11 protein-coding genes are annotated in these 14,323 nt (G+C 47.7%); 6 read left to right on the top strand and 5 right to left on the bottom strand.

All coding sequences use genetic code 11. The annotated features are described in order from the left end of the window. Positions 1-175: 175 nt before the first annotated feature. From arfA to ABEW32_RS13915, 4 genes are all read left to right on the top strand, one after another. A complete protein-coding gene (gene arfA / locus ABEW32_RS13930; RefSeq protein ID WP_430188544.1) occupies positions 176-1,690 on the top strand; it encodes an arabinosylfuranosidase ArfA in 1,515 nt (504 codons plus the stop codon). Positions 1,691-2,103: 413 nt separating this feature from the next. Then, positions 2,104-3,999: an HSP90 family protein gene (locus tag ABEW32_RS13925; RefSeq protein WP_430188542.1), complete on the top strand. Its 1,896-nt coding sequence runs from the start codon at positions 2,104-2,106 to the stop codon at positions 3,997-3,999. 24 nt (positions 4,000-4,023) lie between these two features. Beyond that, on the top strand, positions 4,024-5,085 hold the full coding sequence (locus tag ABEW32_RS13920; RefSeq protein ID WP_430188540.1) for a hypothetical protein: 1,062 nt from the start codon (positions 4,024-4,026) through the stop codon (positions 5,083-5,085). A gap of 91 nt (positions 5,086-5,176) precedes the next feature. Further along, the gene (locus tag ABEW32_RS13915) at positions 5,177-5,923 is read left to right on the top strand and encodes a glycerophosphodiester phosphodiesterase (RefSeq protein ID WP_430188538.1); all 747 of its coding nucleotides are present in this window, start codon (positions 5,177-5,179) and stop codon (positions 5,921-5,923) included. Positions 5,924-6,090: 167 nt separating this feature from the next. Here the strand turns inward: ABEW32_RS13915 and ABEW32_RS13910 are convergent, their stop codons facing one another. From ABEW32_RS13910 to ABEW32_RS13890, 5 genes are all read right to left on the bottom strand, one after another. Continuing rightward, a complete protein-coding gene (locus ABEW32_RS13910; protein WP_430188536.1) occupies positions 6,091-6,918 on the bottom strand; it encodes a class I SAM-dependent methyltransferase in 828 nt (275 codons plus the stop codon). 142 nt (positions 6,919-7,060) lie between these two features. After that, positions 7,061-7,942, bottom strand: a complete 882-nt coding sequence (gene galU / locus ABEW32_RS13905) for a UTP--glucose-1-phosphate uridylyltransferase GalU (protein WP_040102337.1) — start codon at positions 7,940-7,942, stop codon at positions 7,061-7,063. Continuing rightward, a complete protein-coding gene (locus ABEW32_RS13900; RefSeq protein ID WP_430188533.1) occupies positions 7,939-8,361 on the bottom strand; it encodes a GtrA family protein in 423 nt (140 codons plus the stop codon). The genes galU and ABEW32_RS13900 overlap by 4 nt, the downstream gene beginning before the upstream one ends. 3 nt (positions 8,362-8,364) lie before the next feature. After that, positions 8,365-9,456, bottom strand: a complete 1,092-nt coding sequence (locus ABEW32_RS13895) for a glycosyltransferase family 2 protein (protein ID WP_430188531.1) — start codon at positions 9,454-9,456, stop codon at positions 8,365-8,367. Between the two features lie 17 nt (positions 9,457-9,473). Then, a complete protein-coding gene (locus ABEW32_RS13890) occupies positions 9,474-11,828 on the bottom strand; it encodes a glycosyltransferase family 39 protein (RefSeq protein ID WP_430188529.1) in 2,355 nt (784 codons plus the stop codon). 288 nt (positions 11,829-12,116) lie between these two features. Here ABEW32_RS13890 and ABEW32_RS13885 point away from each other — a divergent pair, with 288 nt between their 5' ends. Further along, complete coding sequence (locus ABEW32_RS13885; protein WP_017425704.1) at positions 12,117-12,803, top strand: response regulator transcription factor; 687 nt, start codon at positions 12,117-12,119, stop codon at positions 12,801-12,803. Further along, positions 12,800-14,296 carry a sensor histidine kinase gene (locus tag ABEW32_RS13880; protein WP_430188528.1) on the top strand — a complete coding sequence of 499 codons (1,497 nt, stop codon included), beginning with the start codon at positions 12,800-12,802 and terminating at the stop codon, positions 14,294-14,296. The genes ABEW32_RS13885 and ABEW32_RS13880 overlap by 4 nt, the downstream gene beginning before the upstream one ends. Positions 14,297-14,323 lie beyond the last annotated feature (27 nt).

Here is a 14,323-nt window from a genome sequence, read left to right as displayed (position 1 = left end):
ATACGTAACCAAATGCTTATCTTTTAATATCATTTAATTAATATATATATTAAGTATTTAATAATAATATTGACTATGCTAATTATGGTGTGATATATTGAAATCGTTAATAAAATGGCTTGTTAGCTTTAGGTACAACAAATTTTACTTTTGCATTTCAGAGAGGATGGTTTAGGTGGCAGCAGCTGTAAAAGCAAAGATGATTGTAGACAAATCTTTTCGTATTGCTGAAGTCGATAAACGCATTTATGGTTCTTTTGTAGAGCACCTCGGGCGTGCTGTATATGGTGGTATTTATGAGCCTACTCATTCAACTAGTGATGAAAGCGGTTTCCGCAATGATGTTAAAGAGCTGGTCAAAGAACTTGATGTTCCTATTATACGCTATCCGGGCGGTAATTTTGTATCCGGTTACAATTGGGAAGACGGCGTCGGCCCTGTCGCATCCAGACCTAGACAGTTGGAGCTGGCGTGGAGAACAGTGGAGCCCAATGAAGTAGGGACGAATGAATTTTTTAAATGGGCTAAGGATGTTGGCTCTGAAGTCATGATGGCGGTGAATCTGGGAACGCGTGGTATTGATGCGGCGCGTAATCTGGTGGAATATTGCAATCATCCAGGAGGCTCCTATTGGAGTGATCTACGCCGTAGTCACGGTATAGAGCAGCCACATAAGATTAAAACCTGGTGTCTCGGCAATGAGATGGACGGTCCGTGGCAGATTGGTCACAAGACAGCAGAGGAATATGGTCGTCTGGCTGTAGAATCTGCAAAAGCTATGAGGCTGATTGACCCGGACATTGAACTTGTATCCTGTGGGAGCTCCAGCTCCACGATGCCGACGTTCCCGGAATGGGAGGCAACCACACTGAATCATACGTATGAGGTAGCTGACTATATTTCCTTGCACCAATACTACGGCAATCATGACAATGATACGGCTAATTATCTGGCACGTTCCATGGACATGGATCATTTTATTCGTACAGTCATTTCGACTTGTGATTATATCAAAGCGAAGAAACGCAGCAAGAAAAAAATGATGCTTAGCTTTGACGAATGGAATGTGTGGTACCACTCCAACGATGCGGACAAAAAAATCGATCCATGGTCTGTGGCACCACCACAGCTTGAGGATATTTACAACTTTGAGGATGCATTGTTGGTGGGTAGCATGTTGATTACGTTCCTGCGTCACGCAGACCGTGTAAAAATGGCTTGTATGGCTCAACTGGTCAACGTTATTGCACCAATCATGACCGAAAATAACGGAAAAGCGTGGAAGCAAACGATCTTCTATCCGTATCTCCATGCTTCCCGTTATGGTCGCGGGATATCACTGATGCCTGTAGTAGACTCCGAGAAATACGACTCTAAGGACTTTACAGACATTCCTTATCTGGATAGCGCTGTGGTTTATGATGAAGAGGGAGACGCGCTGACTGTCTTTGCAGTGAATCGTCACTTGTCTGAATCGCTGGAGCTGACGGTAGATGTACGCAGTTTCGAGGGCTACCGCATTGTCGAGCATACCGTGCTGGAGCATGATGATCTCAAAGCGACCAACAGTCCGGCTGGTGAAAAGGTTACGCCTCATAATGGCGGTAACGCCAAGCTTGAAGACGGCATTGTAAAAGCTCATTTGGGTAAAGCTTCGTGGAACGTGATCCGTCTCGCTAAATCTCATTAATTTTCTTTCTAAAAGAAACGGACTGAGTTATATCTAATAAGCCCGCATTCTCTCTTGTAAGGCTACTACAAGAGCAGGAATGCGGGCTTTTTGTATAAAATGAGCCATTTGTCCCTCCATGGATATAGTGCTCGAAGGGAAGGGATAAATTTAATAAATATTATGTTTATTCCTAAATTTAACTAGCTAAAGATGATCCTTATTCACTAAATGCTCATGCCTCGTACATTTTTATGAAGTTAATTAGACCCAGTGCCGACATTCCTGGGTGAAAAAAGACCCTGTTATACCGTTGTCAATGGATTGATATCTGAAATGAGGGTGTGTAAACCGATTTAAATCCACGTTATACTTTAAAAGGTAGCTATGCTTTAAAAAGCTGGCTGTAGCATTTCGTGAAAGGAATGATCTCTATGAGTCAAACAGACGAATATCGTTTTCAAGTAAATTTGGGCGGCATGATTGATATTTTGGCCAATCATTTATATAGCAGTCCACGAGTGTTTATACGTGAAATACTACAGAATGCAACAGATGCGATCACGGCTCGCAAGGAGCTACGGAAGACTACCGCTGAAAGTGGATCATTAAAAGAAGACCATACCCTTAAAGATACAGCTTCTGAGAGTAATGACTATGAAGGCAAAGTCATCGTAGAACTATCTGGTTCTGGGGATCAGCAGGTATTGATGATTCAGGATAATGGGATTGGATTGTCGGAAGAAGACATTCATCGGTTTCTGTCGATCATCGGGCAGTCCTCCAAGAAGGGAGCCGATTTGCTGACCTCGGAGACTTCATTTATCGGGCGTTTTGGGATAGGTTTGCTGTCTTGTTTTATGGTGAGCGATGAGATTGTAGTACTGACCCGTTCGGTGAAGGAAGGCGTCTCTATGGAATGGAGAGGGAAGCCGGATGGGACGTATACGATTCGTCGATTAGAGACTGAGTTGTCTACAGGAACGCAAATTTATTTGCGCTGCAAGCCAGGGAGCGAGTTTTATTATGAGCCAGCACAGGTGAAGGATTCCTTATTTTATTATGGAGCTTTGCTGCCTTATCCTGTCCTGCTGTCTGTAGACGGGGAGACCAAGCAGGTCAATCTTCCATCGACAAGTTGGATGCAGGACCCGGAGCAATTACGGAGTCGCCGCGGTGAGGTGCTGGATTTAGGCTATCGTCTGATGGGTGAGCGCTTCAGTGATTTTATACCGCTGCGGACGGCATCGGGCAGAACTGGCGGGATTGCATTCATTTTGCCTCGTACTGTTAATTTGAACAGCAAGCGGCTGCATCGGGTGTATCTGAAGCATATGCTCGTGTCTGACAAAGCGGAAAATGTATTGCCAGAGTGGGCATTCTTCATTAAAAGCCTGATTTGGACAGATGAATTACAGCCAACGGCATCGCGTGAATATTTTTATGAAAATGAGCAGCTTGATGCGGTTCGTTCTGAATTGGGAACCTGCATTCGCGAAGAACTGCTCCGCATGGCGGAATATGAGCCAGACCGCTTGCAGCACTGGATTCGTTTGCATGAGCTGTCCATGAAGGCGCTCGCGGTCGAGGATGATGAATTTCTGCGGATTATGCATCGCTGGTTTTCCTTCGAAAGTACATTTGGGCGGCGTGAGCTGAGTGAACTGATCCGAGAGGCGGGCGGACGCCCACTCCATTACACAGCGACCGTGGATGAGTATCGTCAGATTACGCATGTGGCGGCAGCACAATCGATGCTGGTGGTCAACGGCGGATATATCTATGATGCAGAAATTTTGGATAAGCTGCACTGGATTGACGCTACCCTGCAAACAGAGCGGCTTAGCCCTGAAGATGTATCTCTTTCATTTACTGAACTGACGCAGGAAGAGCATACCAAATATTACGCTGTGCTGCGTGTGATGGATGCTGCATTGCAGCCGATGCGTTGCCGTGCTGAGTTGAAGCGTTTTGAGCCTGCGAGCTTGCCTGTGCTATATACCATTTCACAGGATGCACTAACCTTGCGCTCCATGGAAAACACAGTTGAAGAGACCACTTCGCTTTTTTCCAATGTGCTTGACAGTCTAAAAGCGGGAGTCCAGCAGAACGCGGGCTATTCGACCTTGTATTTTAATTTGAGCAACCCGGTAGTGGCACGAATTTTTGAAGCTGCCGACACACAAATGATTACGGCTGCAACAGAAATGATGTATGTGAATGCGCTTATGATGGGTCACTATCCGATGAACCGCAGCGAGCTGGGGCTGATGAACCGGAGTGTACTGCATTTTATCAATTGGGGATTAGGGAACGGACAGAATACGTAATTACGTAATTAAAGGAGGATTCAAATGGAAGACGCGATATATGAATTGATGGAACAGGCGCAGGATATGCCCGGAGGGGCGGCAAAGCTGGCGATTCTGGAAGAGGCTGTCCGCTTGGCGGATACTTCAGGCTTGAAGGAGCTTGCTTATGAAATTCGGGGAGAGATTGTAGACTGCGCTATTTTTAACGGATATCCATTGAAATCACTGATTGCTTTTTCATGGCAGTTGGGCCAATTTGACCAAAATCCAGAGGAATACGACCCTGTTGAGCTGTTGTGGAATTACAAATGGATACTCGGGAAGGTGTGCAGCTTTTCCAATATATCGAAGACTCAAATCGAAGATTTGGTGGAGGATATGCGTAGACGTTATGCCGAATACGGGTATAATGAGCGTCCATATTACTATTATAAGTTCCGCATCGCGATGGACATGGGGGAACTGGATGAAGCACGGCGGTATCTGGATATGTTCCGCGTGATTGAGCCAGACAGTATGAGTGATTGTGAAGCCTGTGAGCAGAGCCAGATGGTGCGGTTCTACTACTTGACCGGAGAAGACGAGCAGGCGCTTGCCGTGGCAAAACCGATTTTATCGGGACGGATGAGATGTGCAGAAGTACCGCATGTGACGCTCTCGCAGGTGCTATTGCCGCTGTATCGTCAAGGCGAGGTTGCTCAGGCGAAGGAACAGTATCGCAAAGGCTATCGCCTGGTTCGTGATGACCGTGACTTCCTGAAAACGATCGCAGAGCATATTGAGTATTTGACGGTTGCAAATCCGATGGAAGGCATCGGAGTGGTGGAGCGTCATTTGCATATTGCACTGGACTATGAGAGCGGATTAGAGCAAATGTATTTTTACGCAGCGATGGTGGGACTGCTGCAAAAGCTGGATACTTCGAGCAAACTTCGTTTGATTCGGATGCCTGCATCTTTTGAATGGGGCAAACAGGAACGTACATTAGAAGAAATCGCCGCATATTTTAAACCTCTGGCAGAATCAGCAGCAGCCGAATTTGATCGACGGAATGGAAATACATTTTATTCGGATTGGATCGGAAAGATTGTTCAACCCGCGTAGAAGAACAGGCAGCTGTGACGAATATTTTTATACACCCCAAACAATGAACGAGTACAATATTCTTGTTTGAAATGACAGGAGGGATGATATCGTGACTATGACCCAGAAGGTGATTAATTTTGCACATCGCGGAGCTTCGGGGGTATGTCCTGAAAATACGATGGCGGCTTTCCGCCATGCGTTAGAACTGGGAGCAACGGGTATTGAAACGGATGTGCAGCGTACCCAAGATGGGCATTTGGTGCTGATTCACGATGAGTCGCTGGAGCGCACGACAGGCTGTCCACTAGATGTAAGAGATATCACTCTGGAAGAATTAAACAAACTGGATGCAGGCAGTTGGTTTGATGAGAAATTCCGAGGTGAGCGGGTACCGATGCTGGATGAGTTACTGGAGCTGGCCCAGTCCTCGGATACCATTATTAATCTGGAATTGAAAAATAGCGTTCATCTCTATCCAGGGATGGAGGAAGAGGTTATTGCCGCTGTGAAGCGTTTCGGATTGGAAGAGCGGGTGATCTTATCCAGCTTCAATCACGAATCGCTCGCGCTCTGTGCGCAGATTGCCCCTGAGATCAAGACGGGAGCGCTGTATATTGAAATTATGGTTCGCCCATCGGAATATGCAACCCAGTTCGGGGTTACAGCACTTCATGCCTATAAGCAAGTGGTTACACCAGAAGCTGTGTCTGAGGCCTTGGCATTAGGTGTCGTCTACCACCCATGGACGGTGAATGAGCCGGAAGAAATGGAGCGTCTGCTGGAGGCTGGAGTGAACGGCATCATCACAGACTACCCCGATCGATTGGCGCACATTCTAGCTGTCCACTCTGCTTAAGAGGAAGGCGCAGCAAAACTACACTATTACTAGAGATTGTACGGAAATAGTAGTAGAAATGTATTGAAAGAAAAAAGACTCTCCTACGTACTCGCTTTCACGAGACAAGGAGAGTCTTTTTTTGCTTGAGCCGAAGAGAATATGATCACGACAACTTGGGTTCTGTTTTACTTGATGCCAAGTCTCATACGATAACTGAACAGGATATCCAGTGTTCTGCCTTCAAAATGATTCTCTACCAGCTTCACGAAGCGAGCTATATCGTCATCAAGTGTTCGATTGCCAAGTTTGAAAAGACTCTGAATCCCCCCTTGGCTAAGAGCAAGCCCAGTATAACGGTCTGCGTCACATTGCTCACGATTGTGGAAGACAATCTCCCGAGTATAGCGAAATTGTCCGCTGCGGTGCAGATTAGCTAGATGCTGATCCTTGCTCCATTTATGAGCCTGTTGCTCTACAGGAGCTTCCTGTTCCAAAATGGCATCCGCTTTGGTGATAAGCTCTGTATAAGCTTGCTCTATCTGCCATTGCAGCACTGGAGGCCAGTCACAGTCAAAGGCCGCGAACACACCGCCTTGAGCCAAGACCCTGCCTGCTTCCTGGAGCGTGCTCTCGGGGTCCATCCAGTGAAAGGATTGAGAGCAGGTAATGACGTCTACAGTGCCGTCCTCAAAGGGCAGGTTGTTGGAGAACCCGCTTTTGAAGGAAATGGTTCCTGCCGTTGTCGTTCCTGCTCTCTCCAGCTTTTGCTGCGCTTTCCCTATCATGTCCGGGTTAGGCTCGATGCCCACGATTCGCCGAGCGGTGTCTTTCCATATGAAAGTAGAGAGCCCGGTACCGCAGCCAATATCGGCAACTAGCTCTACGCTTCGATCCAGATAGCGGCTGATGATTTCCACGATGAGCTCCGGTGCTTCTGGACGATGCTGATCGTAATTGTCAGCAAAACCATTAAAACGATCCACGTTGCTTTGCAGATTTCCCTCAGGTATCATAGGTTCTTTTCCTCCTTAGTTTCAGCCAGGCGGCTTTACACAATCCGATGCTCTGTACTCTTACATTGTACAAGTTTAGGTGCTTAACCAGCTACTTTCGTGATTTCACAACATGATCGGATTCCAGTAGGAGGAAATGTATCTACTTTATCATTGAAGCAAGCGCCCACTCACGCATCATGGAGTCAAGCATTGGACGCAAATCTTCGCGCTGCATGCCCATGTGAAGCACAGCCTCCAGATAGCCAGCTTTATCGCCAATATCATAGCGTGTGCCCTCCAGTTCCAATGCGAGCAGCTGGTTTTGCAATGCTACTTGATGCAGAGCATCTGTCAATTGGTATTCACCACCCGCTCCAGTCGACATGTTCTCTAATATGGAGAAAATAGAAGGCTCCAATACATAGCGACCAATGACGGCCTGCCGAGAAGGGGCATCTGCCGGGGAGGGCTTTTCAACAAGCCCGCCGACTTCATGAATAAGACCATTCTGGTGGGTGGAATCAATAATGCCGTATTTACTGACATCCTGTTCTTCTACCGTGCGCACGCCGACCACTTGCTTGCCAGTGGCTTCGTATACATCCATCATTTGGCGAATCGCCGGAGTGGAGGAGTTCATAATATCATCGCCCAATAACACGGCGAAGGGCTCATCGCCAATGAACTGACGAGCGCAGCGCACCGCATGTCCCAAGCCGAGCGGCTCTTTTTGACGGATATAGTGGATGACTGCTTTGCCTCCGATGCTTTGAACCTCACGCAAGAGATCATATTTCCCCTTGCTCTCCAGTACTTGCTCCAGCTCTACAGATTTGTCAAAATGGTCTTCGATGGCTTTTTTATTACGCCCCGTAACGATAATAATGCTCTCAATTCCGGATTTAATGGCTTCTTCAACGATATATTGAATCGCTGGTTTATCTACGATGGGAAGCATCTCTTTTGGTAAAGCTTTCGTAGCTGGCAAGAAACGGGTTCCTAAACCGGCGGCAGGGATAACGGCTTTTGTAATTTTTCTCATAGGGATTCACTTTCCTTTCGGGATGGGGAACCGAACACCCAGTATCGGCTCCCGATATAGTTGATGATCATTCCAGCCGCAGTGGCGATCAGCTTGCCTATAGCAAGCGGCAGCTCGGTTTCAGTTTGAAGCACTTGCAGCAATAAAGAGGTTATCCCCAATACGATGAGGTTGATGACGATAAATTTGAGTAATTGACTTTTACCTGTGTTGTTTTCTCGTTGTTTGCCGAATGTCCATTTGCTGTTCAAAATATAACTGTTGGCTGTGCCGCAGCTGTACGAAATGATCTGCGCCACCACGACCGGTACTCCGGCCCAAGCCAGCAGCATAAAGATGATATAATCTACGCCCGTATTCACCAGACCTACGATGCCAAATCGCATTATAGGGAGCAGCTGGGCTATGCGACTTTTCATGGGTTAGGCTCCATGGCCGGATTTGGGTCCAGTGTATACCGCGCTGTTGCCGCGTACTGTACGTGCACCCGAAATCAGGCTGTCACGGGCTCCTTGCATGTACAGGGAGTCGCGTTGTTCAGGAACCTTCATAGCATGCGTCGGACCGTTATCGTATTGTCCACCCAGACGCTCACGGACAATGTAGAGTGGACGCGCTTTGGTTTCGTCATAAATCCGTCCAATATATTCACCCATAATACCGAGGATAATCAGAATCACCCCATCGAAGATCAGGCTGATGCTAATCATGGATGACCAGCCTTTCATCACATAGGAATCGGTGAAAAAGTTAAGAAACAATACATACATCAGATACAGGAAGCCGGACATGGACAAAAGTGCGCCTATATAACCCGCCAGCTTGAGCGGCTTAATCGAAAAGGATGTGATCCCGTCGAGACTGAGCTTGATCATGCGTTTTAGCGGATACTTGGTTTCGCCTGCGAGCCGCTCATCGCGCTCATATTCAACAGCGGTTTGTTTAAAGCCGATCCAACTGACCAGACCGCGTACGAATCGGTTATTTTCCGGCAGCCGTTTCAATTCATCTATGACCTTGCGATCCATCAAACGGAAGTCCCCGGTGTCGACCGGGATATTAATATCCGTTGATGCTTTAAGTACACGATAGAAGAGGCTGGCAGACCATTTCTTGAAGCGAGTTTCGCCATTGCGTTTGAGTCGCTTGGCGTAGACGACTTCATAGCCTTCCTTCCACTTGTTAGCCATCTCAACAATCAGTTCCGGCGGGTCCTGGAGGTCGGCGTCAATGACGACGACCGCCTCTCCCACTGCATAATCCATCCCGGCGGTAATTGCGAGCTGATGACCAAAGTTGCGAGAGAAATCAATCAATACAATCGTGTCATCTCTGAGACTGAATTCCTTGATGAGTTGGACGCTGCGGTCCGAACTTCCATCATTGACGAAGATCAGCTCATAGGGCTCACCCATTGAGCCCATGACTTGTTTCAGCCTCCGATAGGTTTCCGTAATAACGGCTTCCTCGTTGTACATTGGAATAACTATGGAATAACGGATGGGTTCACTCATTCGTAGTTCCTCCTCATTTATAATGTGATTTCGTATAAAGTACCGCTTCCGCCACGCTCGTCTCCGCCAGGTCCCCCTTGGCCATCCTGAGCGCTTGCACTGCTGTTTGTGGTATCGTTTCCGCTGTTGGTTGCTTTCGCTGCTGTACTTGTTTCCCCTGTTGTTGTTTTCCATTCATCTGTAGGGATTACTTTGCCGTGTTCCTTGATCCATGCAGTGACTTCGGAGTTGCCGCCATCCGGTCCACCGCCGCCACCAGAAATCATAAAGTATTTCACTTGCCCACTTTCAACTAGCGCCTTGATTTTATCGACGGTATAGACCGGATCAGAAGACACAAAACCGTTCATAATAATTACCTTTTGTCCGGCTTCGATCAGGTAAGGAGCGGCTGTTGAATAATTACTTGCTGCGAAAAGATAGGTTTCACCTGTGTTGTTTTTTTGCAAGTAGCTCAACGTTTTTTGATCTAAACTTTGACTGCCATTCGGGCCTCCCATTCCTCTGGAGCGGGTAGAAGATCTCTGTTCCGTGTCAGTACTTGTTTGTGTGTTTGAAGTATTTCCGTCAGAGCTGGAATTATCTGCATCATTGTTCTGGTTATTCGCTTGTATTCCTTCAGCTTGTTGTCCATTGAAGCCTGAACCTCTGTTGCCATCATTGCGGCTTGGCATCCCGCCACCGCCGCCGCCAAATTGAGTCGGTCCAGCTTGTGGAATCATGCTGTTGCCACCGTAAACGATTGGTGTCAATGCCCAGTACACAGGGCCGATAAACATAGCAAGTACACTTGCAATAATGGCATATCTTGCGAACTTCTTGGATTTCATTCGTGCTACTACCAGAAGTGCTGTGCCGACGATCCCTACGATCAATACCGCAATGGACCAGCCGCTACCGATGGTGTCGTTGTAATTTTGCAGAATGAACCAGCTAAATACCGATGTTGCCAATACTGCCACGGGTAATAGCCAGGAGAGCCAGTTGGAACGCTCACGATACTGTTGCCACAATTCTACGAATCCTGCTCCGAAGAGCGCTGCAATCGGTGGTGCGAGCATAATCAGGTAATAATGATGGAAGAAACCTGCTACGCTGAAAAATGCAGCTGCGGGAATCAACCAGACGAGCCAGAAGATAACCTCTTTATGTTTCTGTGTGATATTACGGCGTCGAATACCGGCAAGCAAGCCGATGGAAGCAATGATTGCGAACGGAAGCAGCCAGCTGGCTTGGCCTGATAGGGCAGATTGGAACAATCGCAAAGGTCCCTTTTCACCGGTACCGAACATGCCGCCACCGGAATTTCCGCCCGGGCCACCACCAGGAAAGCCCTGACCGCCTTGTCCATCTCCGCCAGGAGCGCCTTGTCCGTTCCCACCGAATCCGCCCGGTGGCATTTGACCACTTGCACCAGATCCGCCTGCTGTCATGTTGTTGGCACCAGAATCATCTGTAGTGGTAGTGCTGTCGGATGATGGAGTCGTCTGGATCTGATCCGTGTTCGTATTGTTGCTGTTCGTTGCAGCGTTATTGTTTTGCTCTGAACGTTGACCGCCACGATTTCCACCTGTTCCCTGATCTCCTGTCAGGCGGGACAGGCCGTTATAACCGAAGGCCAAATTCAGTACAGAGTTGGTGCCGCTACTCCCCATATAAGGACGTTCATCTGCTGGAGTGGAGTCCACTATGACTGCCCAAGAGAGCGATACAATCAGGAGAACTACTGCCGAGCCTGCCAACGTAATTGCTTTTCGTTTCCAGTTATACTTGGAAGCCAGCAGATAGAAGAGGCCCAACGCCGGAACGATCATATAGGCTTGCAGCATTTTTTCGTTAAAGGCGATGCCGACGACTGCAAAAGCAGCCAGGATCAGCCCGGTTTTGCTATTTTTAAGGCCTCTAAACAACAGCCAGGTTGCGAGCAATAATGTGAAGACCAGCATAGCGTCAATGTTATTCGTGCGGCTAACCGCTACGGCTATCGGTGTCGTTGCCATGGCAAAGGCAGCCAGGCGTGCGGCCAGTGTACCAAAGCTCGGTTTGACGAGTAAGTAGATGAGCAAGACCGATCCGACCTGAGCCAGCGCCTGTGGCAGGATTACGCTCCATCCGTGAAGCCCGAATATATAGGCGCTCAACGTCTGAATCCAGAACACCACTGGCGGTTTGTCTACCGTTACCGATCCTGCAGAATCAAGTGAGGCGAAAAAGAAATTATGAAAGCTCTGCAGCATGCTTGCTACTGCCGTCGTGTAGTAGGTGTTTACGTATTTGTCTTGCCAGATGTTGTATCCGTTCAAAAATGCGGATATCAGCATAATGATGATCAGGGGGATGTCCGCCCTGGTCTTGAACCATTTCTTAATCATGTTCATTCCACTCCCTGTGAAAATTCTTTATTTTTATTCCGTTGTTCTAGCCGCTATCTTCAGGACTGCGGAATGACCAGTCGCTTCCGATCTTGGCCCGGTGAACTACCGGCTTGCTATTATCATGCCATACGTACCTTAATGAGTTCTGAGCGCTCCCTGAACGTTAGCTGAAAGCTGAGGTGAGGTGCTTTTTTTACGGCAGGATTCAGGTATATTAGATACAGGTGAAAATGAACCGACTTTTAATGTGATAAAAATGGGTCAATATGAAGGGGAAGATTAATGATGAATCCAATACACGGAGTTAAGATTATGCTGGCGGACGATGAGCCTCATATTTTGCAATTTTTAGAGCTTGGACTGATTAATGAAGGATATGAAGTTAGAACCGCCGAGAACGGGAGTGCAGCGCTCGATCTGGCTAGAGAGTTTCGTCCGCATGTAGCAGTGCTGGATGTAATGATGCCTGAAATGAACGGTTTTGAGGTATGCCAAAGTCTCAAGGAGACAGAGGATAACATCGCAGTTATTATGCTGACCGCCAAGGATGATGTGGACGATCGAGTAAAGGGACTAAAGCTCGGTGCGGATGATTATATCGTAAAGCCCTTCAGCTTCAATGAGCTGCTGGCTCGTATTGAAGCGCGTTTGCGAAATCAGTTCCCCGACCTGCTGGGGGAAGTGGTTCATGGACCCTTTCAAGTGGATGACCGACGGAAGGAAATTCGCTATCAGAGTCAGGTGCTGGAGCTGTCGCCTACTGAATACGAATTATTGAAGTTTCTAGTGTTAAATCACGGAATTGTGCTGAGTAAAAGTCGTATTCTGGACCGAGTGTGGGGGTACGATTTTGGGGGCGAGGATAATATTGTAGAAGTGTATATTCGCTCCTTGCGTGAAAAACTCAAAGATAAGGAGCATCGGGTCATTCGGACGCTGCGTGGTGTTGGGTACCGAGTGGATCTGTTATGAAGACGGGAGGGAAAAGTCGGAGAAAATATGCGCTTCGTTCTCTCCGGTCCCAGCTTTTAGCCAGAACATTACTCATTTTGGCTTTACTGCTCGTATTGATCGGTTTTCTCCAATACTTTCTGATGAAGGATTTTTTGTACCGCAGTAGGGCAGAAGCTATGGATACACAGCTCAATTCAATCCCTGCCGACTTATTGATTAAGGATTCGCAGGAAAAGAGCGGGACCGGGGTAACCGTTCCTCAAGATGAGTCCAATCGGAGGAGTAATCGACCGGGACCGTTTCTGTTTTGGCCGGATATGTCGCTTGCTTCTATAGGTATAGACGGCACCTTTCAGAGCTTGTCCAATGAAAATGGACTTAAACCGCCGCGCCTCACCATTCAGCAGTATCAAGCAATGCAGCAGAGCAAGCGCATGCGTCACGGCTATCAATTAATTACGGATGCTCAGGGAAAAGAGCAACTGGTTGTGTTTCGCCCGCTCGGCCCACCTGATCGTTCGTCAGGGCTACTGCAAATGGGCGTATCCACGGATTCTATGCAAGAGCAGTTGATTAATCAACTCCGCACCTTTATTTTATTGTCTTTGATTGCACTTGCGATTGGTCTGGCGCTTATGCTTCCTGTGCTTCGCCGCACATTGGTGCCCCTTTCCAGAATGGTTGAGGCAGTCAAACGTATTGATGCGGGGAATCTGGACGAGCGCTTTGACGCAGAGCAGGGTCAGTATGAGGTGGATCGCCTGGCGGTTTCATTCAATGGCATGCTGGAGCGGCTAGAGCATTCTTTTGCTGCTGAACGGGAATTGCAGATGCAAATGCGACGGTTTATCGCGGATGCTTCCCATGAACTGCGTACTCCGCTCACATCCATTCACGGGTTCTTGGAAGTGCTGCTTCGTGGAGCAGCATCTAATCCAAAGCAGCTCCAATCAGCACTAGAGAGTATGTATGGTGAATCCAAGCGCATGAATAAGCTTGTCTCTGATTTACTATTGCTGGCTAAGTTGGACCGAACACCAGAGTTGAAGCTGGAAGATATATCGCTAGATGCATTGCTGCTGGAAATGAAGCCACAGCTCCTTATGCTGGCAGGCACACGTAAGGTGGTTTTTGATATGACGGCAGGCGTACGGGTATTGGCAGAGGGCGATAAAATCAAGCAAGTCATGCTTAACTTGTTCCACAACGCTGTTCAACATACTGATATGGAAAGAGGCATAATCCATGTCAACTTATCAGCTGGAAATAAACTGGCAGATGTTCAGATTCGTGATAATGGAGCCGGCATGGGGAAGGAACAGCTGGAGCGGATATTTGAGCGATTTTATCGTGGAGATGAATCGCGTACACGCAGCTCAGGCGGAGCGGGCCTTGGTCTGGCTATTACACAGTCGATTGTGGAGGCACATGGAGGGAGCATTGCGGCTGAAAGCACACTGGGAACAGGCAGTATATTTAAAGTAACGTTGCCTTTAGCAGGAACAGTATAGTATCGCAGATTATGGTCTAACCCAAGA

Origin of the sequence: Paenibacillus jamilae (genome assembly GCF_050482105.1) — a bacterium.
Lineage (GTDB): Bacteria > Bacillota > Bacilli > Paenibacillales > Paenibacillaceae > Paenibacillus > Paenibacillus jamilae_B.
This window is presented reverse-complemented; position numbering and strand designations above follow the sequence as displayed.